General features: G+C 64.8%; 25 protein-coding genes and 1 tRNA gene. 9 read left to right on the top strand and 17 right to left on the bottom strand.

Annotation, left to right across the window (positions count from 1 at the left end):
- Nucleotides 1-86 precede the first annotated feature (86 nt).
- Nucleotides 87-1,514, bottom strand: coding sequence for a sodium-dependent transporter (locus tag LAQ58_RS03505; RefSeq protein ID WP_224449243.1), 1,428 nt, complete (start codon nt 1,512-1,514; stop codon nt 87-89).
- A 318-nt stretch (nt 1,515-1,832) separates the two neighbouring features.
- Here LAQ58_RS03505 and LAQ58_RS03500 point away from each other — a divergent pair, with 318 nt between their 5' ends.
- Nucleotides 1,833-3,161: a sodium-dependent transporter gene (locus LAQ58_RS03500; RefSeq protein ID WP_224449242.1), complete on the top strand. Its 1,329-nt coding sequence runs from the start codon at nt 1,833-1,835 to the stop codon at nt 3,159-3,161.
- A gap of 49 nt (nt 3,162-3,210) precedes the next feature.
- Here the strand turns inward: LAQ58_RS03500 and LAQ58_RS03495 are convergent, their stop codons facing one another.
- The 3 genes from LAQ58_RS03495 to LAQ58_RS03485 form a co-directional block, all read right to left on the bottom strand.
- Entirely contained in the window at nt 3,211-3,921 is a 711-nt protein-coding gene (locus LAQ58_RS03495; RefSeq protein WP_224449241.1) for an SDR family oxidoreductase, read from the bottom strand.
- 338 nt (nt 3,922-4,259) lie between these two features.
- A complete protein-coding gene (locus tag LAQ58_RS03490) occupies nt 4,260-4,466 on the bottom strand; it encodes a hypothetical protein (protein WP_224449240.1) in 207 nt (68 codons plus the stop codon).
- Between the two features lie 5 nt (nt 4,467-4,471).
- On the bottom strand, nt 4,472-5,428 hold the full coding sequence (locus LAQ58_RS03485; protein ID WP_224449239.1) for an NADPH:quinone reductase: 957 nt from the start codon (nt 5,426-5,428) through the stop codon (nt 4,472-4,474).
- Between the two features lie 52 nt (nt 5,429-5,480).
- On the opposite strand from LAQ58_RS03485, the gene LAQ58_RS03480 reads away from it, so the two are divergent.
- Complete coding sequence (locus LAQ58_RS03480; protein ID WP_224449238.1) at nt 5,481-5,948, top strand: hypothetical protein; 468 nt, start codon at nt 5,481-5,483, stop codon at nt 5,946-5,948.
- A gap of 9 nt (nt 5,949-5,957) precedes the next feature.
- Here the strand turns inward: LAQ58_RS03480 and LAQ58_RS03475 are convergent, their stop codons facing one another.
- The gene (locus LAQ58_RS03475; protein ID WP_224449237.1) at nt 5,958-6,737 is read right to left on the bottom strand and encodes an SDR family NAD(P)-dependent oxidoreductase; all 780 of its coding nucleotides are present in this window, start codon (nt 6,735-6,737) and stop codon (nt 5,958-5,960) included.
- A gap of 291 nt (nt 6,738-7,028) precedes the next feature.
- Between LAQ58_RS03475 and sucC the strand changes: the two genes are divergently transcribed.
- Both sucC and sucD read left to right on the top strand, forming a co-directional pair.
- On the top strand, nt 7,029-8,174 hold the full coding sequence (sucC, locus tag LAQ58_RS03470) for an ADP-forming succinate--CoA ligase subunit beta (RefSeq protein WP_224449236.1): 1,146 nt from the start codon (nt 7,029-7,031) through the stop codon (nt 8,172-8,174).
- Nucleotides 8,171-9,040: a succinate--CoA ligase subunit alpha gene (sucD, locus tag LAQ58_RS03465; RefSeq protein ID WP_224449235.1), complete on the top strand. Its 870-nt coding sequence runs from the start codon at nt 8,171-8,173 to the stop codon at nt 9,038-9,040. The genes sucC and sucD overlap by 4 nt, the downstream gene beginning before the upstream one ends.
- Here sucD and LAQ58_RS03460 read toward each other — a convergent pair whose 3' ends face one another.
- On the bottom strand, nt 9,041-9,691 hold the full coding sequence (locus tag LAQ58_RS03460; RefSeq protein ID WP_224449234.1) for a helix-turn-helix domain-containing protein: 651 nt from the start codon (nt 9,689-9,691) through the stop codon (nt 9,041-9,043). It lies immediately after the preceding gene.
- Between the two features lie 592 nt (nt 9,692-10,283).
- Between LAQ58_RS03460 and LAQ58_RS03455 the strand changes: the two genes are divergently transcribed.
- A complete protein-coding gene (locus LAQ58_RS03455; protein WP_224449233.1) occupies nt 10,284-10,937 on the top strand; it encodes a DUF7282 domain-containing protein in 654 nt (217 codons plus the stop codon).
- A gap of 41 nt (nt 10,938-10,978) precedes the next feature.
- On the opposite strand, the gene LAQ58_RS03450 is transcribed toward LAQ58_RS03455, so the two are convergent.
- The 3 genes from LAQ58_RS03450 to LAQ58_RS03440 all read right to left on the bottom strand — a co-directional run bounded on the left by LAQ58_RS03450 (nt 10,979) and on the right by LAQ58_RS03440 (nt 13,218).
- Complete coding sequence (locus tag LAQ58_RS03450; RefSeq protein WP_224449232.1) at nt 10,979-11,269, bottom strand: DUF7577 domain-containing protein; 291 nt, start codon at nt 11,267-11,269, stop codon at nt 10,979-10,981.
- 105 nt (nt 11,270-11,374) lie between these two features.
- Nucleotides 11,375-12,877, bottom strand: coding sequence for an MATE family efflux transporter (locus LAQ58_RS03445; RefSeq protein WP_224449231.1), 1,503 nt, complete (start codon nt 12,875-12,877; stop codon nt 11,375-11,377).
- Nucleotides 12,874-13,218, bottom strand: coding sequence for a TetR family transcriptional regulator (locus LAQ58_RS03440; protein ID WP_224449230.1), 345 nt, complete (start codon nt 13,216-13,218; stop codon nt 12,874-12,876). Before LAQ58_RS03440 ends, LAQ58_RS03445 begins: the two co-directional genes overlap by 4 nt.
- Nucleotides 13,219-13,658: 440 nt before the next feature.
- Here LAQ58_RS03440 and LAQ58_RS03435 point away from each other — a divergent pair, with 440 nt between their 5' ends.
- Nucleotides 13,659-14,018, top strand: a complete 360-nt coding sequence (locus tag LAQ58_RS03435) for a DUF7344 domain-containing protein (RefSeq protein WP_224449229.1) — start codon at nt 13,659-13,661, stop codon at nt 14,016-14,018.
- A gap of 153 nt (nt 14,019-14,171) precedes the next feature.
- On the opposite strand, the gene LAQ58_RS03430 is transcribed toward LAQ58_RS03435, so the two are convergent.
- The 3 genes from LAQ58_RS03430 to LAQ58_RS03420 all read right to left on the bottom strand — a co-directional run bounded on the left by LAQ58_RS03430 (nt 14,172) and on the right by LAQ58_RS03420 (nt 15,305).
- Nucleotides 14,172-14,246: transfer RNA gene (locus LAQ58_RS03430), tRNA-Val, on the bottom strand.
- Between the two features lie 286 nt (nt 14,247-14,532).
- Nucleotides 14,533-15,066 (bottom strand): cob(I)yrinic acid a,c-diamide adenosyltransferase, encoded by a 534-nt coding sequence (locus LAQ58_RS03425; protein ID WP_224449228.1) that lies wholly within the window; start codon nt 15,064-15,066, stop codon nt 14,533-14,535.
- Entirely contained in the window at nt 15,063-15,305 is a 243-nt protein-coding gene (locus LAQ58_RS03420) for a glutaredoxin family protein (RefSeq protein WP_224449227.1), read from the bottom strand. The genes LAQ58_RS03425 and LAQ58_RS03420 overlap by 4 nt, the downstream gene beginning before the upstream one ends.
- A gap of 231 nt (nt 15,306-15,536) precedes the next feature.
- Here LAQ58_RS03420 and LAQ58_RS03415 point away from each other — a divergent pair, with 231 nt between their 5' ends.
- Nucleotides 15,537-15,698, top strand: coding sequence for a DUF7838 family putative zinc beta-ribbon protein (locus tag LAQ58_RS03415; RefSeq protein ID WP_224449226.1), 162 nt, complete (start codon nt 15,537-15,539; stop codon nt 15,696-15,698).
- Nucleotides 15,699-15,891: 193 nt separating this feature from the next.
- Nucleotides 15,892-16,251 (top strand): cupin domain-containing protein, encoded by a 360-nt coding sequence (locus LAQ58_RS03410; RefSeq protein ID WP_224449225.1) that lies wholly within the window; start codon nt 15,892-15,894, stop codon nt 16,249-16,251.
- Nucleotides 16,252-16,281: 30 nt separating this feature from the next.
- On the opposite strand, the gene gcvPB is transcribed toward LAQ58_RS03410, so the two are convergent.
- The 5 genes from gcvPB to ilvA all read right to left on the bottom strand — a co-directional run bounded on the left by gcvPB (nt 16,282) and on the right by ilvA (nt 22,358).
- Complete coding sequence (gcvPB, locus tag LAQ58_RS03405) at nt 16,282-17,724, bottom strand: aminomethyl-transferring glycine dehydrogenase subunit GcvPB (protein WP_224449224.1); 1,443 nt, start codon at nt 17,722-17,724, stop codon at nt 16,282-16,284.
- The gene (gene gcvPA, locus LAQ58_RS03400) at nt 17,724-19,052 is read right to left on the bottom strand and encodes an aminomethyl-transferring glycine dehydrogenase subunit GcvPA (protein ID WP_224449223.1); all 1,329 of its coding nucleotides are present in this window, start codon (nt 19,050-19,052) and stop codon (nt 17,724-17,726) included. The genes gcvPB and gcvPA overlap by 1 nt, the downstream gene beginning before the upstream one ends.
- Nucleotides 19,049-19,426 carry a glycine cleavage system protein GcvH gene (gcvH, locus tag LAQ58_RS03395; protein WP_224449222.1) on the bottom strand — a complete coding sequence of 126 codons (378 nt, stop codon included), beginning with the start codon at nt 19,424-19,426 and terminating at the stop codon, nt 19,049-19,051. The genes gcvPA and gcvH overlap by 4 nt, the downstream gene beginning before the upstream one ends.
- Complete coding sequence (gcvT, locus tag LAQ58_RS03390; RefSeq protein ID WP_224449221.1) at nt 19,427-20,539, bottom strand: glycine cleavage system aminomethyltransferase GcvT; 1,113 nt, start codon at nt 20,537-20,539, stop codon at nt 19,427-19,429.
- Nucleotides 20,540-21,140: 601 nt separating this feature from the next.
- Nucleotides 21,141-22,358 (bottom strand): threonine ammonia-lyase, encoded by a 1,218-nt coding sequence (gene ilvA, locus LAQ58_RS03385; protein WP_224449220.1) that lies wholly within the window; start codon nt 22,356-22,358, stop codon nt 21,141-21,143.
- Between the two features lie 110 nt (nt 22,359-22,468).
- Here ilvA and LAQ58_RS03380 point away from each other — a divergent pair, with 110 nt between their 5' ends.
- Complete coding sequence (locus LAQ58_RS03380) at nt 22,469-23,662, top strand: M20 family metallopeptidase (protein ID WP_224449219.1); 1,194 nt, start codon at nt 22,469-22,471, stop codon at nt 23,660-23,662.
- Nucleotides 23,663-23,797: the final 135 nt, after the last annotated feature.

The following is a 23,797-nucleotide window of genomic DNA, read 5'->3' as shown; positions in this document are numbered from 1 at the left end:
CAATACGGCAAGACGCGGTTCGACAGTCGTCGAAAAATCCTCCGGGAACGGACTCGATCGAGGCGACCGCCCGGCGATGGGTGGAGTCAGTTCGCTTTCGGCAGCCGTCGAGAGGCGCGCGCGCCGAGGATGGTGACGGCGGCGACGCCGACGGCGATGGCGACGGTGGGCCAGAAGCCGACGCGGGTGTCGACGCCGAACGTCGTCAGGAGCGTGAACACCAAGAACAGGGGAATGACGACGCCGGCGGCGACGCGCCACGGGTCGGACAGCGCGCGTGCGACCGTCCCGCTACCGGAGCGGAACTCCTCGACGGCGTCGCGACCCATCACCCACCCGACGAAGACGAGGAACGCGATGAGACCGACGGTCAGGAGAATGTCGACGAGCGTTCCGGCGACGAACCCGAAGACGCTCGGGCGGAGCGCGCAGACGCCGCCGGTGACCGCGACGAGCGCCAACAGCAGGGCGACGGCGTCGCGGCGCTTCATCCCGTACTCGTCGACGAGGAAGGCGACGGGGATCTCGAGCATGCTGATGGAACTCGACAGCGCCGCCAGCGTGACGACGGCGAAGAACGCCGTCGCGATGAGCACGCCGCCCGGTAACTGCGAGAACGCGCCCGCGAGACCGACGAACAGCGCACCCTCGCCGGTCCCCGTCGACGCCGGGTCGATGCCCAGCGAGAACAGGAGCGGGAAGACGACGAGACCGGCGAGGACGCCGACGGCCGTGTTGAGCACGGCGATCGTCGTCGCGTCCGCGGGGAGCGAGCGGTCCTCGTCGAGGTACGACGAGTACGTTACCATCGTGCCCGCGCCGAGCGAGAGCGTGAACAGCGCCTGCCCGGCCGCCGGACCGAGCACCTCGAAGAAGTTCTCCCGAACGGTCGCGACGTCGAAGCGGAGGAAGAACTCGTAGCCGCCCGCCGCGCCCGTGCGCGTCGACGCCCACGCCGCGAGCGCAACGAGGAGCACGAAGACGGCGGGCATCATCACCGTCGTCCCGACTTCGATGCCGCGGCGGACGCCCGCGAGGACGATACCGGCGGTGAGCGCGAGAAACAGCACGTGGAAGAATAGCGCGCCGAGACCGAACGCGGCCGCGCCGAAGTAGTCGCCGGGGTTCGAGAAGTACGGCGCGCCGACGCCGAGGAGCGCGCCGACGCTCTCGACGAAGTACCGGAGAATCCACCCGCCGACGACGCTGTAGAACGAGAGCAGCGCGACGGACGTGACGACGCTGAAGAAGCCGACGCGACCCCAGTTCTTCGACCCCGACAGCGAGCGAAGCGCGCCGACGGGATTCCGCTTCGACCGCCGCCCGATGACGAACTCGCCGAGCAACCCCGGCACCCCGATAGCGAGGACGACGAGCAGATACACCGCGAGGAAGGCGCTGCCGCCCTGTTCGGCGGTGATCCACGGGAAGCGCCAGATGTTGCCCAACCCGACCGCGCTGCCCACCGCGGCGAGGATGAATCCGATTCGCGTGCCCCACGTCTCTCGTGTCATGAGTGCACCGACCGTCCGTTTCGTGTCATTGGCTGCCATTGGCCGGAGGTCGCTAAAGTGAGTTTCGGGTTGACAATCTCTCAACGGCCAAAAATAACGGATTATGGACGCTCTACTGGCGATATAGAAGTCGAACTTTCACTCGAAACTCGGTCCCAGTGAAGATTCCACACCTGAAAGCGAGTTGACGACACTCGTGTCGACGCGGGAACTGTAAACCGTTCAATTTGAAAATCGGCGAAAATACGGCCGTTACCACGTGCCAATGTCCGAGAAGATAATGCGGGTTTATAACACGGCACTTGGATAGGGCGTAACATGCCTGCACGAGAAACCTGGGCCACGCGGCTCGGCTTCATCCTGGCAGCGGTCGGTAGCGCAGTGGGATTAGGTAACATCTGGCGCTTTCCCTTCCTCACGGGAGAGGCGGGTGGGGCGGCGTTCCTCGTCGTCTACCTGCTGTTCATCGCCGTCGTCGGACTCCCGGTGCTTCTCGTGGAGTTCGTCATCGGACGGCGCTCCGAGCGTAATCCGGTGAACGCCTTCGAACGTCTCGGGAAACCGGCGTGGACGTTCATCGGCGCTATCGGCGCGCTCGCGGGGTTCATCATCCTCTCGTACTACAGCGTCGTCGGCGGATGGGTCATCCAGTACATCATCGGAAGCCTCAGCGGCGCGTACTTCGCCGCGCCCGAGGAGTACTTCCTCTCGACGGCATCCGGAACGAACGCGGTCGTCTTCCACGCCGTCTTCATGGGACTCGTCGCCGGCGTCGTCGCGCTCGGCATCCGCGACGGTCTCGAACGCGCGGCGAAACTCATGGTTCCGAGCGTCATCGTCCTGCTCGTCGCGCTCGCAGGATACGGCGCGACGCTAGATTCCGCGGGCGACGCGTACGCGTACTACCTCTCGCCCGACTTCGGCGAAATCGCGGCCAACGTCTTCTCCATCATCCCTGACGCGGCGGGGCAGGCGTTCTTCACGCTCTCGCTCGGGATGGGCGTGATGATAACCTACGCGTCCTACCTCGGCGAGGACCGTAACCTGCTGAAGGACGGACTGACCGTCGTCACCATCGACACGTTCATCGCGTTCCTCGCAGGGTTGGTCGTCTTCCCGTTCCTGTTCGCGCAGGGGACCGACCCCGGTTCGGGCGGCGCGGGTGCAGTGTTCATCAGCCTCGCGGCGGCGTTCGCCGAACTCCCCGCAGGCGGCATCATCGGCTTCGTTTTCTTCGTGATGCTCGGCATCGCGGCGCTGACGAGCGCGTTCAGCATCCTCGAAGTCATCGTCTCGTACGCCATCGACAACTTCGGCGTCGACCGGAAGGTGGCGACCGTCGCCATCGCCGGCGTCCTCTTCGTCGTCGGCATCCCGACGGCGCTGGACCTCACGTACCTCGACACGTACGACCTGTTCGCGAACAACATCCTGCTCATCCTCGGCGGCACCCTGATGGCTATCTTCGTCGGCTACGCCTACGCGGAGGACTCGCTGGCGGAACTCGCGCAGGGCCGGGGCAGCGACGGCGCGTTCGAGACCTACTGGATCTGGATGCTCCGCATCCCAGTCATTCTCCTGCTCCTCGTCACCCTCGCGCTTGGCGTACAGGACTACATCGGTTTCCTGCAGGAAACGTACTTCTGAGCGCGTCCGCGAGGGCGTTCCACAGCGATTTTTTGCGAACTCCGTGTCTTCAGGCCTCGCCGTAGACGGGTACCGCCGCGCCGCTCGTCACCGCCGCGCCGTCCGAGCAGAGGAACATGACGACTCTGGCGATCTCCTCCGGTTTCACCCACTTGTCGAAGTCAGCGTCGGACATCATCTCCCGGTTCTGCGGCGTGTCGATGACGCTCGGCATCACTGCGTTCGCCCGGACCGTCCCCTTGTTCTCCTCGGCGATGGTCTCGGTCAACAGTCGCACGCCCGCCTTCGACGCCCGGTAGATACCGTCGCCATCGCCGCCTTCGAGCGACGACCGCGCGGAGACGGAGACGATGGCCCCCTCCTCGTCGTCGAGGTGCGGAATCGCGTGCTTCGAGGCGAGAAACATCGTCTTCAAGTTCACGTCGAAGAGGAAGTCGAACGTCTCTACCTCCGTTTCCTCGATGGGCGATCCGCCCCGCCACGTCCCGGCGATGTTCGCGAGGTAGTCGATTCGCCCGTGGTCGTCGGCGATTTGGCTCATCGTCTCCGAGACGGCGTCCTCGTCGGTGAAGTCCGCCTCGTAGAACTGGATGCCCTCGTCGGCGTCCAGCAGCGAATCCTCGTCGCTCGGTGCCACCACGTCGCAGGCCGCGACGGTCGCGCCCGCGTCGTGGAACGCCTCGGCGACGGCGCTGCCGAGCGCGCCCGACGCGCCGGTGACGACGGCGACTCTGTCGCTGAAGTCGAAGCTCACTGTCATACGGGAGAGAGGTCAGCAGCGAGCGGCATAAAATCGTGGCGGCGAGGTGGCTAGTCTGCGATTCGAAACGAGAACTGAATCGTCGGATGGTCCTCGGGTTTCAGTTCTAACCGAATTTGCTGTTTTACCGTGTACGTCCCCGCTGGGAGGCACTTGTCTGCCTCACGTGTCCAGATTTCGTACTCCGACGTAAGGGCTTCACCCGGTTGGAGTTGATTTACCGGCATGGCAAGGTGACTTCCGAGATTACTCTGGTCTTCGTCCACGCGCCAGCACTCTGGTTTCGCCTCGTCTCGTACCGGGACATCGTCTCGGGTGAACAGCATCAGCCCCGGAGGTCACGGGAAAGTTGGCGCGAGTGAATCGGTCGAGCCGGTTCGCACATCGGTCGGTTCGTCACCGTTCCATCTCAGACTGACACGGAACGAGAGCGGATGCTCCGCCGTTGCTGCCGCGTCGACGACCTCCACCTCGAAGTCGAGCGGGTAGCCCTGCCGGTCTATCGAGCAGTCGAGCAGTTCGAGGGTTCTGAACGGGGTCGTCATTTCGCTCAGGTCGTGATGACCAACTTTCCGAGGAAGCTCTCCTCCAATACGGTGCGCTGGGCCTCGCCCGCTTCGTCGAGTCCGTACGTCTCCTCGATTTCGGGGACGACTTCGCCGCGTGCGAGCAGGTCGCCGAGGCGGGCCAGCACCGCCGCCTTGTCCGGCGTGTTGTACATCGTCATGAACTGGAAGCGCACGTCCTTACTCTTGGCCGCGCCGACGGCGGAGAGTCCCGCTTGTTCGGTCGAGTTGCCGACGCAGATGACTCGCGCGCCCTGCGCCGCCACGTCGGCGTCGAACTGGAGGTACTCGTCCATCCGCGTGTCGACAATGACCTCGGGCGCGCCGACGCGCTGGACGGACTCGGTCAGGTCGCTTCGGCCATAATCGAATACGGTCTCCGCGCCGAGTTCCTGCAGCCTGGCGCGGTAGTCGGGGTTCGCAGTCGTGAGGACGCGCGCGCCCATCGTCTCGGCGAGTTGGACGGCGACGTGGCCGACGCCGCCGTTGCCGCCGTGGACGAGCGCGAGTTCGGCGGGTTCGAGGTCGGCGTGCGCGACGAGCGCCTGCCACGCGGTCATGCCAACGAGCGCGAGCGCCGCGCCGTCCTCGAAGGAGGCACCATCGGGGAGCGTCGCGAGGAACTCCGCGGGTGTGGCGACTTCCTCGGCGTAGGTGCCGTGCATCCCATTGCCGAGGCCGGTGCCGAAGACGCGGTCGCCGGGGGCGAACCGCTCGACGCCGTCGCCGACGCTCGAAACGACGCCCGCGAGGTCCGAACCGGGTGTGAACGGCAGCGAGGGGACGGGGTACGCGCCCTCGCGGAAGTAGGTGTCAACGGGGTTGACGCCGATGGCTCGAACGTCGACGACGACCTCTCCGTAACCGGGTTCGGGCGAGTCGACGTCGTCGACGGTCAGTACGTCCGGGCCACCGTGCTCGTGGAATCTGGCTGCGCGCATGCGAGGACCGAGGACCGCAGGAGCGATAAAAGGAGGCGACGTGCGCCGAACCATGGCTCCCCGCTGTCCCGACTGCGACCTCTCGATGAAGAAAGTCAGCCACAAGACCACGTACAACGGCGACGGTCTCCGCGTCAAGTCCGGCGGTGGCATCCTCGGTGCACTCGACCTGAAGGGCGGGTACGTCGACGCGATGCTCTTGTCCGGAGTGCGGGCTAGTTCGGTTCTACGCCGACGTGTGAGGGCGGAGACGCCCAACGATTTTCGCTTGGCGACGCGTATCTCCCCTATGCCCGAAGAAAGTCACCGCTGCCCCGACTGCGGCGTCACGATGGAGCGAGCGGACCCGATGACGGCCGTTCAACAGGAACGGCTGAAACTGCGGACCGAACACGCACGCGAGGGCTTACTCGGGTCGCTCGGTCTCACGCGCACGCTCATCGCCCGCGGCTACGTCTGTCCGGAGTGCGGACTGGTCCGACTCTACGCCGACGGCGTCGGCGACGCGTCGCGCTCGTGACCGCCGCGACTATCTGACCGTGTAGCCGCCGTCGACGACGAGCGATCCGCCGGTGACGTACGACGAGGCGTCGCTGGCGAGGTACAGCGCCGCGGGGGCGACGGCTTCCGGTCCCGGAATTTCGTCCATCAGCATCTCCGAGCGCCACACCTCGCCGATGTTCGGGTTGACGTCGTCGGCCTGGTCGGTGTTGTCCGTGCGGATGTAGCCGGGTGCGAGGCAGTTCACCCGGATGTCGTGTTCGGCCCACTCGGAGGCCAACTGACGAGTGAACGATTCGACCGCGCCCTTCGAGGCGTTGTAGGCGACCTGTCGCTGCGGGTAGTTGGCGACCCGAGCGGACATCGAGGAGACGTTGAGGATGGTGCCGCCGCCTGACTCCATCATCTCGGTCCCGGCGTGTTTCGAGCAGAGGAAGACGCCCCGAACGTTGACCTGCATCACCGCGTCCCACTCGTCGACGGTCATCTCCTCGGCCGCCTCGTGGACGACGATACCCGCGTTGTTGACGAGGATATCGATACCGCTGAAACGGTCGACCGTCGCGTCGACCATCGCACGAACCTCGGCCTCGTCGGCCACGTCGACGGGGACGGCGAGCGTCTCGACGCCCCACTCGTCGGCAATCTCGTTCGCGGCCGTCTCGCCGGAGTCGGCGCTGCGGTTGGCGACGACGACGTTCGCGCCCGCCTCCGCGAGCGCGTCGGCGATTTCGCGGCCGATACCGCGGTTACCGCCAGTGACGATAGCCGTCCGTCCGTCGAGTCGAAAACTGTCGAGTACTGTCATACTTCGGAATCACAGCGGGAACGAATAAAGTCTCAGTCCGGTGCGACGGTCCTCCCGAGACAACGACACGTCTCTCGTTGGATTGAGTCGCCCCGCAGCGGGATATATCGTGGGCGCGAGTAACCGGACGCTACCGGGCACGCTTATCGAGGTTTCCGACGATATTGAGCCTTATTTCTCGACCGGTGTGCAAAATTCCGACCGTTCGGCCGCGATATCTGTTCGTGACCACGCGCCGCTGTGTCACGAATGAACGGGATTTAAGCGCCAGTCGAACGCCCTCACGTACGCATGAAGCTTCACGAGTATCAGGCGAAGGATATCTTCGCCGACGCCGGGATTCCAATCCCGGAGTCGCAGCTCGCGACGAACGTCGACGAGGCGGTGTCGGCTGCCGAGTCGATCGGATACCCCGTCGCCATCAAGGCGCAGGTACACGTCGGCGGCCGCGGGAAGGCCGGCGGTATCAAGATCGCCTCCGACGAGGAGGAGGCTCGGCAGTACGCCGACGACGTCCTCGGAATGGACCTGAAAGGCTACACCGTCGAGCAGGTGCTCGTCGAGGCCGGCGTCGACTTCACGAACGAACTGTACGTCGGCGTCACGATGGACCGCGGCGAGGGCAAGCCCGTCGCCATGGTCTCCACCGAGGGCGGCGTCAACATCGAGGAAGTCGCCGAGGAGAACCCCGACGCCATAGCCCGCGAACACATCGACCCGGCGTTCGGCCTGCACCCCTACCAAGCGCGGAAGACCGTCTACGACGCAGGCGTCGACCAGTCGGTCGCCCGAGGCGTCTCCTCGATTCTCACGACGTTGTACGACCTCTACGAGGAGCGCGACGCCTCCGACATCGAGATCAACCCGGTGATGATCACGAGCGACGGCGACGTGGTCGCCGCCGACGCCGTGATGAACATTGACGACGACGCGCTGTTCCGGCAGCCGGACCTCGCGGAGATGGAAGAGGAGACGTACGAGGACGAACTGGAGAAGAAAGCCGGCGAGTACGGCTTCGACTACGTCCGCCTCGACGGCAACGTCGGCATCATCGGCAACGGCGCCGGTCTCGTCATGACGACGCTCGACCTCGTCGACTACTACGGCGGCAAGCCGGCGAACTTCCTCGACATCGGCGGCGGCGCGAAAGCCGAGCGCGTGACGAACGCGCTGGACATGGTGTTCTCCGACGAGAACGTCGACGCGGTCGTCTTCAACATCTTCGGCGGCATCACCCGCGGCGACGAGGTCGCCAAGGGTATCAACGAGGCGCTCGAGTCCTTCGACGAGATTCCGAAGAAGGTCGTCGTCCGCCTCGCCGGCACGAACGCCGAGGAGGGGATGGAGATTCTGAACACCGACCTCGTGGAGGTCGAAGAGACGCTGGAGGACGCGGTCCAGCGTGCGGTCGAAAACGCCCAGGAGGCGAGCCAATGAGCATTCTCGTAGACGACGACACGCGCGTAGTGGTACAGGGAATTACCGGTGGGGAAGGGAAGTTCCACACCGGTCAGATGGAGGAGTACGGCACGAACGTCGTCGCGGGCGCGGTGCCCGGCAAGGGAGGCCAGGAAGTCGACGGCATCCCCGTCTACGACACGGTCGACGAGGCCGTCCGCGAGGAGAACGCTGACGCCTCCGTCATCTTCGTTCCCCCGGCGTTTGCCGCCGACGCCATCTTCGAGGCGCTCGACACCGACCTCGACCTCGCCGTAGCCATCACCGAGGGCATTCCAACGCAGGACATGGCGAAGGTGAACAAGCGCCTCTCGGAGGTCGACACCCGCCTCATCGGCCCGAACTGCCCCGGCATCATCACCCCCGGCGAGGCGAAACTCGGCATTCTCCCCGGTAACATTTTCGCCGACGGTAACGTAGGTCTCGTCTCCCGCTCCGGCACCCTGACCTACCAGGTCGTCGACAACCTCACCAGCCGCGGCATCGGCCAGACCACCGCCATCGGCATCGGCGGCGACCCCATCATCGGGACGGACTTCGTCGACGCGCTCTCGCTGTTTGAGGAGGACGACGAGACCGACGCGGTCGTCATGTGCGGCGAGATCGGCGGCGAGGACGAGGAGGAGGCCGCCGCGTTCATCGACGAACAGATGGACACCCCCGTCGCCGGCTTCATCGCCGGCCGGACCGCGCCGCCGGGCAAGCGCATGGGCCACGCGGGCGCCATCGTCTCCGGCAGCGGCACCGGCACCGCCGAGAGCAAGATCAACGCCCTGAACGACGCGGGCGTCCCCGTCGGCGACACGCCCGAGGAAGTCGCCGACGCCATCGAGTCGTTCCTCTGACTACGGTTCGACGCCGATAGTGTTGCGGACAAGCGTCACCGTCCCTCGACGGAGGCGCTCGGACGTCGCCTGTCCCGAGATACCCAGCTCGTCGGCGAGTTCGTCGAGACTCGCGCGGCGAGGGACGTCGTAGTAACCGATATCGACCGCCGTTCGAAGCGCGGAGCGCTGCTTCTCCGAAAGGCCGTACTGCTCGCTAACTCCGGGGCTGTCAGGCGTGTAGAGCCGTTTCAACGAGAACGTAGCGCCCCGTTCGCGGACGCTCTTCCGGAACGCCGAGAGCGACTTGCGGTCGGGAAACCGCATCCGAACGTGGAGTCCGTCGTACGTCGCAGTCACCTCCAGACGCGACGCACCGACTGTCGCCCCGACGGGGTAGAACACCTCGTCGCCGTCGACGCAGATTCGGTAGAGCTGCTGGTGCTCGAACCGGTCGAGGACGTCGACGGCGGTGACCGTCTCGTCGTCTTCGAGGGCGCTCTCGAAGGCGTCGAAGTCACCGCCGCTGGCCCACAGAAACAGAAACAACGGTGTCGGTTCGCGCAGCGGAACGGCCTCTTCGACGCGGAGTTCCATCGACGGTGCTGCCTCCAGGGCGGACAGCAGCGGTATCTTTGGACTCGAAAGTTCGAACTCGGCGATGTGGCTCATACGTCGTGTAGACGTACTCGTCAGATATATGTCAAGCGGCGGCCACTCCGGGCGGTGGACCGTGGTCCGTCGGCGGAGTTGCGGCCGCCGCCGGCGAGAACGCGTCGTCGGCGACGTGGAGAAACCATCCGTGAAACGTCAGCGATTGCGGCGTCGCGAGACGTCGTGTCTACGATTCGGTGTAGTGCGGTGCGGTGTGGTGCGGTGCAGTGGGAGACCACGTCGTATCCGTCTACGCGGCGACAGTCGCGGCCGCGATGAACGACCAGCGGGTGCCGGCGTCGGTCTCTTTCTTCTTTCGCTCTACGGTCGGTGTGTTGCGTCGGTGTTTCCAGTTCACACTAGTCCCGAGGATTTACTCGCTTATGAGTTTTTCGTATAGTTGATATGTCCGTCACCAACGACCACGACAGATACACGCCCTGTCTCACCACACCGTGGTGAGTTCTACCGCGGAGCGTGACACTTCGAAACGTTCGGTATCACAAAGCAATTTACCATCGGTTGAAAATATGCAAGCCAAGTTCCAGGTGTGCGCCGCGGACGCCCAACCGTCGGCGGCCGCCGGACGCCGCCGGAACCGGAGACAACGATGAAGCAATCTACAATCCGACACGCCGCACTCACCGCCGGAGTGGCGTTCGCCGTGCTCGCCGCCGCGATGGCCCTCATTGGTCCCGCAGCGACGGGAACGGTCGCCGCGCAGACGAACGGAACCGCAAACGACACCGCGAACGCAACCGCCACGGTGGAGTACAACGACCAGACGATAGACGGAGAGAACGTCGTCGTCGAGCGGGTGAACCTCTCGAACGGCGGCTACGTCGCCATCTACGACGAGGGCGGAAGCCTCGTCGGTCACTCCGACTATCTGGGGTCGGGCGAACAGACGAACGTCACGGTGACGCTCGACGAAGCGCTCTCGCGGAGTCAAGTGACGGTGGCGACCGTCCACACCGACGACGGGAATCGGGAGTTCAACGAGAGCGCTAACGCGCCGTACCGAGACGGCGGCGCTCCCGTCAGCAGCACGGCGTATCTGACCGTCGAAGGTGGGAGCGAAGAGACGACCACGACGACCACGTCGACGGACGAGACGACTACGTCGTCCGACGGTGCGAGTGCCGATGAGACGACGGCCGACAGCAGCGACTCTACGACCAGCACGGACGGACCCGGCTTCGGCGTCGTCGCGGCGCTCGTCGGTCTCCTCGCGGCAGTCGCCATCGCCCTTCGCCGCGACTGAGTCCGAGACGCCGAACCGACCGACGACTGACCCTCCGTTTTCTACGCCGCGTCGAGTTTCGACAGACAGTCGTGACAGAAGCGAACCCCGCGCGGGTTCGGCGTTCCGCAGGCCGCGCAGGCGACGGACCCCGACCTGTGACTGCGTCGTGCCGTCGGCGTCAGCACGAAGCCGCCCCCGGCGTTCGGCTCCTGGTCGTCGGTCTCGTCGAGCAACCGTTCGACGAGGCGGTCGTCCCGGAGTCGGTGTAATCCGTGCCAGAGGCCGAGAAACAGCGCCGACGGGGCGACGACGACGAATCCGGCCACCAGCACTCTGAACAGCAGTTCCATTCCCCTCGACGATAGCGAAGCGCCGATATTCATCGTTTCGCAAGCTGAGCTGACCGTCTCGGTGGTCTGACAATTCGGCGACAGCGAAGACGAGTGGACGACGCGTCAGTCGTCGGTCGGCTCGGTCTCGACGGTAGGAGCGCTCCGGTCCGACGAGAGGTCGATGTCGCGCCACGTCCCGCGGCGGTACCAGAGGAGTGCGACGACCCCTCCGACGACGTTCGAGACGGCGAAGCCGAGCCAGATACCGGACGATCCGAGACCCATCCCGAAGTCGGTCGCTCCGAAAAACGCCACCGGGAGGCGGATGAGGCCGAGCATCGACACCGAGATGATGGCGGCGACGACCGTCTTGCCCGCGCCGCGGAAACTTCCGACGAGCGACTGGACGATGCCGATGAAGCCGAACGTCGGTGCGACGTACCGGAGGAACTCCGCGCCGATGCTGATGACCTGCTGGTTGTTGGTGAAGACATCCACGATGGGACGGGCGGCGAACCAGGTAAGAACACCCAACACCGAGAGAACGACGAACATCGTCAGTGCGGCGCTGTTGGCGGCCTTCTCTGCGCGGTCGGGTTTGTCCGCGCCGATGTTCTGGCCGGTCATCGTCTCGACGCCACGGGCGACGGCGAGCGCCGGCAGGAAGATGACCGACAGCACCCGCGTCCCGACGCCGTAGGCGGCGATGACGTTCGTCGAGAACAGCCCGACGACAATAAGCAGCATGTTGATGGAGATGGCGCGGCCGGAGCCCTCGACGGACGCCGGGAGGCCGATGGCGAGGAGTTTCCGCGCGTAGCCGAAGTCCGGAGCCATGTCGCGGAGGTGGATCTCTACGCCGCGGGTTCCGTTGAACATGATAGCCAACCCGACGGCCAGCGCCAGCGCCCGCGAGAAGATGGTTGCGATCGCGGCGCCGGTGATGCCCGACCCGGTGTAGCCTGTCGCCGCAAAGAGCGTCGTCTGGAGGCCCTCGAGCCCGAGCATCGCAAAGAGGGGATTGTTCTCGAACCCGAAGATGAGAAACGGATCGAGGAAGATGTTGAGGACGACGGAGCCGAACATGACGAGCATCGGCGTGACGGTGTCGCCGTAGCCGCGCATCAGCGCGACGAAGACGAAGAAGCCGAACATGAACACGAGGCCGAGCGAGATAACCTGCATGTAACTCGTCGCCATCGGGAGCACCTCAGCCGAGGCGCCGAAGACGCTCAGCAGTTGCTCGACGAAGACGAACCCGACCAGTCCAAGGACGAGCGCGGCGAGAAGCGAGAACGTCACCGTCTGCGACGCCGCGTACTCGGCTCGTTTCTCGTCGTCCGCGCCCGTGTGTTGGGCGACGAGGACGCTCCCGGCGACGGAGAAGCCCATGCCGATGGCGATGAGCAGAAACACCATCGGGAACGCGAAACTGATGGCCGCGAGTGCGGCGGTGTCGTACTGGCCCAGCCAGAACGTGTCGGCGAGGTTGTACGCCGTCTGCAGCAGGTTCGTGAGGACGATGGGCAACGAGAGGTAGAACAGCGGTCTCACAATGCCGCCCGAAGTGAGGTCGACGTCCTCCGGGCCTTTGAACACGCTGTCGATGCGGTCGAGCAGGCTCACTCGGCCCGCACCTCAGTTCGTCTCGGCGATTCGTCCGATACCACGGTCGTCTCCACGGGGTCGTCTATCATCTGTCTCGTCTGCGTCGTGACCGACCGCGACCCGTCTCGTCTGCGCGCCGTTGACGGCGGAGAGGAGAACTCGGCGGTCTCGCCGGGAAAGTCCGGAAACGAGACTAGCAGGTCACGCTTGCCGTCGAAGGAGTAGTGGAGGCTCGCTTTGCCCTTCGAGGACTTTTCGGCGATCTCCGGCATCGTCGACGATGCGGACCTGTGTTTGCAGAGCGCGCGGTACGTCGCGCGCATCAGTTCTGTGGGGTCTCTTCGCTCATCTTCGCTCATCCCGGAGTTCTCTACTGACTGGTCGGTCAGGCTACTCGGTCGTACTAACCGACCGGTCAGTTAAACCCTTTCGCAATGAGACGGAAGTGCTGGTATGGTACCGAGTCGCTCGCGCCGTGGCGTCTCGGATAGTGACCCGTTGTCCGTGACGTAAAGTGCGTACATGAGCGCCAATCGTTCGGAGGCGCTGACAGCGACACCGAGGGCTCTGCGGTGGGGCCTACCGAGCTCTGGTTGTCGTCTGTGAGCAGCCCCTCTCGGTTCGTTCGCGGATATCGTCGTCCACAACGATGAATGCGTGAGAGCAGGGATAGAGACCGTGTGCAATGTGAAGTCGACGTCTGAGAGGATGGTACGGACAGTATCTGGATACGTATCGAATACAATTACATAAACAGTTAGGCATCAGGTTGTAGCTTGAGGAGTTACTTCCACTCAATATGGGAGAAACACGCTCTGGGCGTAAGATGTTGGAGGTTGATATCGGATCGGATGAGCTTGAACAGTATCTCAAGGTCCTTGGAAGCAAACGACAGAGAGCGGTGATTACAGTCCTCGCAGACTGTGACGAAGTGCTGGATCTCGATATGTTAGCCGAATACGTCGCGGAAGAAGTATTCGACGCTCCGCTGGACGCGTTAGGCGGTCACGAGGTTCGTCGCGTCAAGATCAGGCTGCACCACAACGACCTGCCAAGATTGGACAGTGGTGGGCTCGTTGAGTACGACTATCGGAGTCAAATTATCGTTCCGGGAGAGGACATAGAGCAGGTGAGTCGCGTCTTGCAGAACTTCCGATAGTTCAGTGAGCCATCACTCCCTCTTCAAAAAGTAATCCACTATCGCGGTTACTGGGGCATTGTAATGCCGATCTTCGGCAGGTTCGACTCTGTTGATTGCGGATCGTCGTACTCGATGTATCTGGGGATGTCGTCGCGTTCCGCCAGCAGAAGATGGGTTGGGGCAGATTTGAACTGCCGACTTCCTCCGTGTGAAGGAGGTATCATAACCAGACTAGATCACCAACCCGGCACTCAGTCGTACCCGCGGGTACGACTTAAGGATTTTCTTGTCCGACCGCGGGCCCGCACCCTCGAAACCACCCAACTGCGCGCGATTCCGCGAGATCTCACGCTCTCCGGCGTTTTAGGCAGGCCTAAATCGTAACGCTTTTGTTAATCTTAGGCTACCCTAAAACACGGTGTCGTGACCGCGCCTGTCCGGTCACGTCGGACACCGCATCTGTCCCAACCCCGGCGTCCGTGGGCATCAACTCGGACACACCGGGCTTCTTCCGACGCTGTTCGCGGAGCGGTCAGTACGTCGGCGACTCCTCTCTCTCGCCGTCGCGAGCGTTGACGACCCGACCGAAGACGAACAGCGCGTCGGAGAGTCGATTGAGGTACGTCACCGCGTGCTCGTTCACCGGTTCGTCGGCGGCGAGCGCAACGGCGCGGCGTTCGGCGCGTCGAACCACTGCCCGGGCGTGGTGCAGCGCCGCGCCCGACTCGCTCCCGCCGGGCAAGATGAAGGACTGCAGCGGTTCGAGCTCCTCGTCGAACTCGTCCATCCACTGTTCTAACTGTTCGGCGTGCTCCTCGCGCACCTGTGGGTCGTCATCGTCCGGTTCGGGGTTCGCAAAGTCCGCCTGGACGATGTGGAGGTGGTTCTGGATGCGTTCGAGAATCTCGTCCACGTCGTCGTAGCCGGTCGGTCGGAGCGTCCCGACGAGCGCGTTCGCCTCGTCGACGGTGCCGTAGGCTTCGATGCGCGGACTCGTCTTCGAGACGCGCGACATGTTCCGGAGGTCGGTCATCCCCTCGTCGCCGCGGCCGGTGTAGATCGTCATCGCGCCAGCGTCGTCTCGATGTACGTCAGAATGTTCTCGCTCTCGTTCATCGTGACGCCGCGCTCGTCGTCGACGAGCACCGGAACGCCGCGCTGACCGCTCACGCGCTTCACTTCGTCGCGCTCGGAGTGCATCGCTTCCGTCCAGTGCGTCTCGTAATCGATATCGTTGTCCTGCAGCGCGTCGTGAACTTTCTCGCAGTACGGACAGCCGTCCAGCGCGTAGAGTTCGATGGACATAGCCGGTCGTTGGTGCGCGCGCATCAAAGAGGTTCGCCCGCGGGAGAGACGAGTTGAGGAGTCGAGAGTTCGTATCACGACATAGAGTTTACGAGTACCCTCGACACAGGGTGTACGAGTGCCGCGACGCCGACGCATCGACGAACGCGTCATTCGATTTGACTCCGGTGAACTATCCTCCATCCACGCCGAACCAACATCTTCAACACGTCACACGCGCGAGACAGAAGTATGAGCCTCGAAATGGAACACGACTGCCCGAGTTGCGGCGGGAACCAAGAGTTCTACCGCTCGGCGAGTACGACACTCCACCTCGGCGAGAAGACGAAGTGGCGCTGCACCGAGTGCGACTACGGGTTCGTCCTCATCGACGGCATCGACAGCACGCAGTAGCACGTCCCCCACCACCGCTCGGAGTTCCTCGAATCCCGTCGAACCGACCGTCTCCCGAGTTCTCTCTTCCTCCAGCCGATATCGTCGCACACCGACCGGTGTCGCTTCGATCCCGAGCGATACACTATCACCTGCGATATACAGTGACGGTCCGCCGAACGTTCTTTCGTCGCTCACGACGAACGAGTCGTCCGTGTACTCACGAGTCAACATCGCGGACGTCGACGCACACGACGCGGAGGCGGGCGACGCCCGCGTCAAACCGGTCGGCTACGAACTGCGCCCGGAGACGATGCGACCGAACGTCTGGACGTTCGAGGCGGGCGAGTCGACGCCGTACCACTATCAGAAGAAACAAGAAGAGCTGTACGTCGTCCTCGACGGGCGATTCGAACTCCGGATAGAAGACGAGACGCTCGAACTCGAACCCGACGACTACGTGGTCGTCGAGCCACGGGCGAAGCGGCGGTTGACCGCCGTCGAGCGCGGAACCGTGCTCGTCGTCGGCGCGCCGAACGTCAAAGACGACGGTGTCATTCTCGACGAGGAGTAGGCGCCTCGTCGGTTCACTCGTCGCCGACGTTTATGCGTCGTCATCACTCTCGTCATCGAGCGCCCGCCACGACAGTTGCGGATTGCGCGCGGCGCTCACCTGGTCGATGCGCCGGGCGGTCGTCCGCGACGGCGCGTCGGCCAGCGTCTCCTCGTCGTCCCCGGCGGCGGCATTGAACGCGGCCGCGAGGTCGTCGAGCGACTTCTTGCTCTCTATCTCGGTCGGTTCGGTGAGCATCGCCTCCGGCACCATCTCGGGCCACTTCGTCGTCGGCGGGTGGACGCCGTAGTCGAGCATCCGCTTTGCGACGTTGGCGGCGTCCTTCTCGCCCGACGTGGCCGCGAACTCGTGGTGGAACGGACCGTACGGGATGTCGAACTCCACCTGCGAGCCGAGGTAGTTGGCGTTCAGCACGGCTTTGGCGCTCGCGTCGAGCAGCCCCTCGTCGCCGAGGCGCGCGATGTACGCGTACGCCTTCACGAGCACGAGCCAGTTGCCGTGGAACCCGTGGACCTTGCCGACCGACCGCTCGGGATCGAACAGTTCGTAGCCGGACCGGGAGGACCGCTCGCGGACGCGCGGGCTCGGGAGGAACTCGGCGAGTTCGTCGACGACGCCGACCGGACCCGCGCCCGGACCGCCGCCGCCGTGCGGGGTGGCGAACGTCTTGTGGACGTTGTAGTGCATGATGTCGAAGCCCATGTCGCCCGGCCGAGCGCGGCCCAACAACGCGTTGAGGTTCGCGCCGTCGTAGTAGAGCAGGCCGCCCGCCTCGTGGACCGTCTCGGCGATCTGTTCGATGTCGCGCTCGAACAGTCCGACCGTGTTCGGGTTCGTCAGCATCAGCGCCGCGGTGTCGTCGCCGACCGCGGCTTCGAGTGCCTCAACGTCGACGCGGCCGTCCTCGTCGGAGGGGAGTTCGACTACGTCGTAGCCGGCCATCGCCGCGCTGGCGAAGTTTGTGCCGTGGGCGCTCGCGGGGATAATAACCTCGTTTCTGTCGTCGCCGTTGGCCTCGTGGTACGCCTTCGCGACGAGGATACCCGCGAACTCGCCGGCGGCGCCCGCCGGGGGCTGGAGCGTCACGGCGTCCATGCCGCCGATTTTCGCGAGATACTCCTGCAGCCCGTGGAGCAGTTTGAGAGTGCCCTGGACGCTCCTCGCGGAGCGGTCGGGGTGGACTGCGCCGTTGGGGTCGGCGGCCACGTCCTCTGTGAACTTCGGGTTGTACTTCATCGTACAGGAGCCGAGCGGGTACGGCCCGCTGTCGATGCTCCAGTTCATCTGCGAGAGCCGGGTGTAGTGCCGCGCCAACTCGGGTTCCGAGAGGTCGGGCAACTCGACCGAGTCGCGGGTCAGGTCGTCCGGCAGCGGCGAGTCGTCGCCGCCGACCTCCACTTCGGTCGTCTCCTTCTCCGACAGCAGCGGTTCGTACTGGCCGTTCTCGACGTATCTGGCTTGGTCGTAGATCATCAGAGTACCTCCTCGAAAGCGGCGACGAGACCGTCGGCGTCGTGGGCGTTCGCGTCGGTGATACACACCTGCAGCAGGTGCTCGCCGACGACGTGGACCGCGAACCCTTCGGATTCGAGATCGCCGGCGATAGCCGCCGCCGGTTGGTCGCAGCGGACGACGAACTCACGGAAGTGATATCGGTCGTGCACCGGAGCCTGTAGTCCCAGGAGCGCATCGAGGCGCTCGGCGAGGTCGGCCGCGTCGCGGACGCAGTCTTCAGCGAGGTCGACGAGTCCCGATGGGCCGAGCCACGCGAGATGGATGGCAGCCCGAAGCGCTACCCACGCCTGATTCGTGCAGATGTTGCTCGTGGCGCGCTCCCGCCGGATGTGCTGTTCGCGCGTCTGCAGCGTCAGCGTATACGCCCGCTTGTCGGCGGCGTCCTCGCTTACGCCGACGAGACGACCGGGAACCTGTCGGAGATACTCCTCGCGCGTGGCGAACAGGCCGAGACCCATGCCGTACGCCGACGGGAGACCGAGCACGCCGGCTTCGCCGACGACAACGTCCGCGCCGACGCTCGCTGGCTCTTCGAGGAGCGCGAGCGCGACGAGGTCCGTGCCGAGACAGAACAGCGCGTCGTTCTCCGATGCGAGTTCGCCGACGTCGGCGAGTCGTTCCTCGATACTCCCGCGAACCGTCGGGTTTTCCGCATAGATCATCGCCGTCTCGTCGTCGACGAGTTCGGAGAGTGCCCCGACGTCGACGTTGCCGTCGTCCATTGGGTACGTTTCGACGGTCATCTCGGTTCCGGCGAGGTAGTTGTCGAGCACGCCGCGCTTGCCCGAGCGCAGGAACTCGGGGACGAGCACCCGCGTGCCGCTGACCTGTCGAACCCGGTTTGCGAGACGGGCTGCCTCCGCGAGCGCTGTCGCCGAGTCGTACATCGAGCAGTTCGCCACCGGAAGCCCGGTGAGTTCGACCAGCATCGACTGGTACTCGAACAGCGCCTGCAGGAACCCCTGCGTAATCTCGGGTTGGTACTGAGTGTAACTCGTCAGGAACTCCGCGCGCTGGGAAAGGTTGTCGACGATGGAGGGGACGTAGTGGTCGTAGTGACCGCGCCCCATGAACTCGGTGAGGTCGTCGTTCTTCGCGAAAAGCGCCGACAACTCTCGCCGGAGCGCCTGCTCGCTCCGCGGTTCGATGCCGAACTCGCCGTCGAAACGGACGCCCTCCGGGATATCGAACAGCGCCTCCACGTCGTCGACGCCGATAGCGTCGAGCATGGCGACCGTCTCCGCGTCGGCGTGCGGTGCGTAAGGGCTGCCTCGTTCTGACGTCATTCGGTCTGCTCGCGGTACTCCTCTGCCGTCAGTAGTTCGTCGAACTCGGCCTCGTCCGCCGGTTCGACTTCGAGCATCCACCCCTCCGCGTAGGGATCGTCGTTGACGAGTTCCGGTTGGTCGAACAACGCCTCGTTGACGCCGACGACGGTGCCCGAGATGGGCGCGTACAGGTCCGACACCGCCTTGATGCTCTCGACGACGCCGAACTCCTCGCCCTTCGCGAGTTCGTCGCCCTCGTCGGGGAGTTCGACGAACACCACGTCGCCGAGTTCGTCCTGGGCGAAGTCGGTGATGCCGATTCGCGCCACGTCGTCGGTGCTCGTCCACTCGTGCGATTCCACGTACCGCAAGTCGTCAGGTACTTCGAACATCTATTTGTCCTCCAGAAACGGTGTGTTCACGATTCGTGCGCGCTTTTCGTCGCCGCGAACGACGACCCGGACGCGCGTGCCCGGTTCCGCGTAGTCGGTATCGACGTAGCCCAGCGCGATAGCTTCTCCGAGCGTCGGACTCATCGTCCCGCTGGTCACGTGGCCGATTTTTGCTCCATTTTCGTCGCGGAGCTCGTAGCCGTGGCGGGCGATGCCGCGTTCGTCGAGTTTCAGGCCGACGAACTGCTCATCGACGCCCTCCCCCTTCGCGCGTTCGAGCGCATCGTGGCCGACGAACTCGGTGTCGAGTTTGACGGTGAACGGGACGCCCGCCTCGTAGGGATTCCGCGGTTCGGTCTCGGGGTCGAAATCCTCGCCCGAGAGCAGGAAGCCCATCTCAATGCGGAGCGTGTCGCGCGCGCCGAGGCCGCAGGGTTGGCAGTCGAACGCTGCCCAGACGGATTCGGCGGTGTCCCACGGACAGAGCACCTCGAAGCCGTCTTCGCCGGTGTAACCCGTGCGTGCGACGAGACACCCTGCGCCTGCAACGTCGGCGTACGTCGCCTCGAACCGCGAGAGGTCGATCACGTCAGCGTCCATTGCGTCGGCGACGAGGCCGGCCGCGTCGGGGCCCTGGACCGCAAACATCGCCCACTGTTCGGTCTGGTCCTTGACGGTGGCGTCAAGTCCCCACTCGTCGCGGTGGGTCGTCCACCGCTCGTACATCTGCTCGTCGTGGCCCGCGTTCGGGATGAACAGGTACGCCGAGTCCGACGCGTCGGAGCCGTCCAACTCGTCGGGCAGCGCGTAGACGACGGTGTCGTCGAGGATGACGCCCGACTCGTCGGTGATGCAGGCGTACTGCGAGTCACCCGGGTCGAGCGCCGTCACGTCGTTGGTCGTGAGTCGCTGCATCAGATCGGTCGCGTCCGGCCCGGACACCTCGATCTCGCTCATGTGCGAGACGTCGAAGATGCCCGCCGAGTCGCGAACCGCGGCGTGTTCGGCGCGGATGGAGTCGAACTCCACCGGCATCTCCCATCCGCCGAACCCGGTGAACTTCGCCCCGCGGTCGGCGTGAACTTTCCGCAGTGGCGGCTTCCGATGGGCCATATCAGTGGCTTGGGTTCGGGTAAGTAATGCTTTGGTATCTCGTCTCGGGGCGGTACCGGCAATGTACGTATCGGTGCATTGGGTACGAGAGAGAACAGGATTTTCAGTAGTATTGGAGGGGTAGTTTTGAGACACTATGCAAGATAGTGTGTCTTGGCTCGAATCGAAGACTCCACCAGTTGGCGCTACCGAACGAAGATTTATATACTCCTGTATTGTAGTATTTACTATGATTGTAGCAAATATCTCTAAACGGCCTCAGGCCGACACTACTGCTGTCACCACCAAACGCCGCACCGCGACCTTCGCCGACATGAATCGGGCGATGCAGACTTTTTAAGGCGTTCGTCTCTTCTCTTCTCTGAAGCGGTTGCGACTGTCGCAGTACTGCGTTCGAGATATTCGTCAAAACGCCGCGTGAATTGGATACCGCGATACGAAACCCGGTTTTTGGAAAAGAGTCGACGGAACAGCCGACTCGGTCGTAACAGACGAAGAGCTCCCTAAACGGAAAACGGTTCAGCGGAGCCACAGATGCCACGAAGTCTGGTTCGGTGATCTCGGTCGAGTCGAACGCGGACGGACTCGACCGGAGCGGCGATTAGTCGACGAGATTGACGTCGGAGCGCTCGTCCAACGCCGCCGCCACCCGTTCGAGGTGGTCCGGACCGCTCCCCTCGACGCTGACGCCGAGTTCGGTTTTCGCGGGGTCGAGACCCGAACGCGGCGGCAGGCGCGAGATCTCGTCGACGGTCGCACCCGTCTCTTCGACGGCCGCGGCGACCGAACCCAGCGCCCCCGGCCAGTCGTCGACGGTCAGTCGAATGGTTCGGTAGCGACTCAACTGCGCGAGTCCGATCTTCGCGTAGTCGGCGAACTGCGTGAGGTCGATGTTCGCCCCGCAGACCGGTACCGCTACCGTCTCGCCCTCTACATCGAGGTAGTCGCCCAGAAGCGCGGCGAGGGCGACGGCGCCGGCGGACTCGGTGACGAGTTTCGCTCGTTCCGCCAGAAGCGCCATCGCCGCCGTCACGTCGCCATCGGTGACATTTACGACCTCGTCGACGTGCTCGCGGACGTGCCGGAACGTGTACTCCTCGGTCCGACTGGCGGCGATACCCTCGGTAATGGTGTCGATGGAGTCGCGCTCGTACACCTCGCCGCTTTCCAGCGATTCGCTCATGTGGGCGCACCCCTCGGTCTGGACCCCGACGACGCGCGCGTCGGTGCGGGCTTTCACGGCAGTCGCGATGCCGGAGACGAGACCGCCGCCGCCGATGGCGACGACGACGGTGTCGACGTCGGGCACCGCCTCGACCATCTCCAAGCCGACGGTTCCCTGCCCGGCGATGACCGCGCGGTCGTTGAACGGGTGGACGAACGTCGCGCCCCGCTCCTCGGCGATGGCGATGGCTCGCTCGTAGGACTCCTGGTACACCTCGCCGTGGACGACGACTTCCGCGCCGTAGCCCCGCGTTGCCTCGATCTTCGCCATCGGCGTCACTTCGGGCATCACGATGGTCGCGTCCGCCCCGTGCGCGTGCGCCGCCGACGCGACGCCCTGGGCGTGGTTGCCGCCGCTGGCCGCGACGATGCCGTGCTCCAACTCGTCGTCGTCGAGTTGCGCGATGCGGTTGGAGGCGCCGCGAATCTTGAACGATCCGGTACGCTGGAGCGATTCGAGTTTCAGGTGGACGCTGTCAGCACCGCACCGTTCGGCGAACGTGCGCGAGGTGTCGACGGGCGTCCGCTTGACGACGCCGCCGAGGCGCTCTGCGGCCGCTTCGACGTCTTCCAGTGTGACGAGGGGTTCGGTCATGGGGTGAGCCTCGTCGGCGCGTCGGTTAACGTCGTCGCTGTTCGGAGCGGCCGCTTCGCTCGATTCGCCTCGCCGATGGCGTTATTTCCCCTCGGCTGAACCGACGGTCGATGGACGTGAACGAAACCGCGGTCGTGGAGCTGACTCGGACGCTCGTCGGCTGTCCCTCCCCGAACCCTCCGGGAGGCGAGGCCGCCGTCGTCGACGCGCTCGTCGAGTATCTCGACGAGAGTCCCGTCGACTGGTCGCTCGAACGCGACGAAATCGAACCGGGCAGACCGAACCTCGTTGCTCGCGCTGGCGACCCCGAGCGCGGTCGCGTGCTCCTGGCCGGCCACACCGACGTGGTCCCGGCCAACGCCGACAACTGGACCGGCGACCCCTACGAACTCCGGCGCCGAAACGACCGGCCCGACGGCGACCGCCTCGTCGGCCGCGGGGTCGCAGACATGAAAGGTGCGCTCGCCGCCAAAGTCGTCGCCGCGGAGGCGTTTCTGACGAACCACGACGACCCCGGCGAGGTCGTCTTGGGCTTCGCCATCGACGAGGAGCGCGGCGGTCCCGGTACCGAACGGATCGTCGACGCTATCGGCGGCACCGGCGCCGTCGACGCCGCGGTCGTCGGCGAACCGACCGACCTCCACGTCGCCGTCGCGCAGTACGGCGCGCTCGACTGGGAGGTGACGGCGTACGGCCGCGAGAGCCACTCCGGGCGGCCGGACCGCGGCATCAACGCCATCGACGGGCTCCGGTGCGCGCTGAACGGCGTCGCCGAGCTCACGAGCGAGGTCGCCGCCGAAGAGCACCCGATTCTCGAACCCGGCCCGACCATCTCCGTCACCCAGATCGAGGGCGGGACGGCCCCGCACGTCGTCCCCGGCGAGGCCCGCGCGACCGTCTCGTGGCGGACGCTCCCCGACGGTCCCGACCCTGCGGCGTACGACGAGCGAGTGAAACGCGCCGTCGACTCCGGTCTCACGGACGCGCCGCCCGTCGAGATCGAGGTCCGGCGGACGATGACCGTCGACGCCGCGGCCGTCGACGCCGACCACCCCCTCGTCCGACGGACGGTCGCCGCCGCTCGCGACGTCGGTGTCGAGAGCGAAATCGTCGGATTCAACGCTGGTAGCGACACCCGGTTTCTCATCCCCCGCGGCATCCCCGCGGTGCTGTTCGGTCCCGGATCCATCGAGGACGACGCCCACACCGTCGACGAGTCCGTCGCCGTCGCCGACCTCGTCGTGACCGCCCGCGTCTACGAGCACCTTCTGGAGCGGTATCTGTCGCCCCGAAGGGAGGCGTAGCGGCCGAAGAGGGTCGAAGGGTATCCGGGGCAACCGATGGTATCTGCCGGGTATACGGCGCCCACGATCTGTACAATTTCTAGAAATTGTAGAATGTCTCACGCAAACCAGTGTGTGGGTACACCGTCGAAATAG

Origin of the sequence: Haloprofundus salilacus (genome assembly GCF_020150815.1) — an archaeon.
GTDB classification, from domain to species: domain Archaea; phylum Halobacteriota; class Halobacteria; order Halobacteriales; family Haloferacaceae; genus Haloprofundus; species Haloprofundus salilacus.
The sequence above is the reverse complement of the archived record's forward strand: the minus strand, read 5'-3'. Positions and strand labels throughout refer to the sequence as shown.

Coding starts and splice junctions, on each gene's coding strand:
- LAQ58_RS03505 (WP_224449243.1), bottom strand. CDS start 1,514: ATGACACGAGAGACGTGGGGCACGCGAATCGGATTCATCCTCGCCGCG.
- LAQ58_RS03500 (WP_224449242.1), top strand. CDS start 1,833: ATGCCTGCACGAGAAACCTGGGCCACGCGGCTCGGCTTCATCCTGGCA.
- LAQ58_RS03495 (WP_224449241.1), bottom strand. CDS start 3,921: ATGACAGTGAGCTTCGACTTCAGCGACAGAGTCGCCGTCGTCACCGGC.
- LAQ58_RS03490 (WP_224449240.1), bottom strand. CDS start 4,466: ATGACGACCCCGTTCAGAACCCTCGAACTGCTCGACTGCTCGATAGAC.
- LAQ58_RS03485 (WP_224449239.1), bottom strand. CDS start 5,428: ATGCGCGCAGCCAGATTCCACGAGCACGGTGGCCCGGACGTACTGACC.
- LAQ58_RS03480 (WP_224449238.1), top strand. CDS start 5,481: ATGGCTCCCCGCTGTCCCGACTGCGACCTCTCGATGAAGAAAGTCAGC.
- LAQ58_RS03475 (WP_224449237.1), bottom strand. CDS start 6,737: ATGACAGTACTCGACAGTTTTCGACTCGACGGACGGACGGCTATCGTC.
- sucC (WP_224449236.1), top strand. CDS start 7,029: ATGAAGCTTCACGAGTATCAGGCGAAGGATATCTTCGCCGACGCCGGG.
- sucD (WP_224449235.1), top strand. CDS start 8,171: ATGAGCATTCTCGTAGACGACGACACGCGCGTAGTGGTACAGGGAATT.
- LAQ58_RS03460 (WP_224449234.1), bottom strand. CDS start 9,691: ATGAGCCACATCGCCGAGTTCGAACTTTCGAGTCCAAAGATACCGCTG.
- LAQ58_RS03455 (WP_224449233.1), top strand. CDS start 10,284: ATGAAGCAATCTACAATCCGACACGCCGCACTCACCGCCGGAGTGGCG.
- LAQ58_RS03450 (WP_224449232.1), bottom strand. CDS start 11,269: ATGGAACTGCTGTTCAGAGTGCTGGTGGCCGGATTCGTCGTCGTCGCC.
- LAQ58_RS03440 (WP_224449230.1), bottom strand. CDS start 13,218: ATGAGCGAAGATGAGCGAAGAGACCCCACAGAACTGATGCGCGCGACG.
- LAQ58_RS03435 (WP_224449229.1), top strand. CDS start 13,659: ATGGGAGAAACACGCTCTGGGCGTAAGATGTTGGAGGTTGATATCGGA.
- LAQ58_RS03425 (WP_224449228.1), bottom strand. CDS start 15,066: ATGACGATCTACACCGGCCGCGGCGACGAGGGGATGACCGACCTCCGG.
- LAQ58_RS03420 (WP_224449227.1), bottom strand. CDS start 15,305: ATGTCCATCGAACTCTACGCGCTGGACGGCTGTCCGTACTGCGAGAAA.
- LAQ58_RS03415 (WP_224449226.1), top strand. CDS start 15,537: ATGAGCCTCGAAATGGAACACGACTGCCCGAGTTGCGGCGGGAACCAA.
- gcvPB (WP_224449224.1), bottom strand. CDS start 17,724: ATGATCTACGACCAAGCCAGATACGTCGAGAACGGCCAGTACGAACCG.
- gcvPA (WP_224449223.1), bottom strand. CDS start 19,052: ATGACGTCAGAACGAGGCAGCCCTTACGCACCGCACGCCGACGCGGAG.
- gcvH (WP_224449222.1), bottom strand. CDS start 19,426: ATGTTCGAAGTACCTGACGACTTGCGGTACGTGGAATCGCACGAGTGG.
- gcvT (WP_224449221.1), bottom strand. CDS start 20,539: ATGGCCCATCGGAAGCCGCCACTGCGGAAAGTTCACGCCGACCGCGGG.
- ilvA (WP_224449220.1), bottom strand. CDS start 22,358: ATGACCGAACCCCTCGTCACACTGGAAGACGTCGAAGCGGCCGCAGAG.
- LAQ58_RS03380 (WP_224449219.1), top strand. CDS start 22,469: ATGGACGTGAACGAAACCGCGGTCGTGGAGCTGACTCGGACGCTCGTC.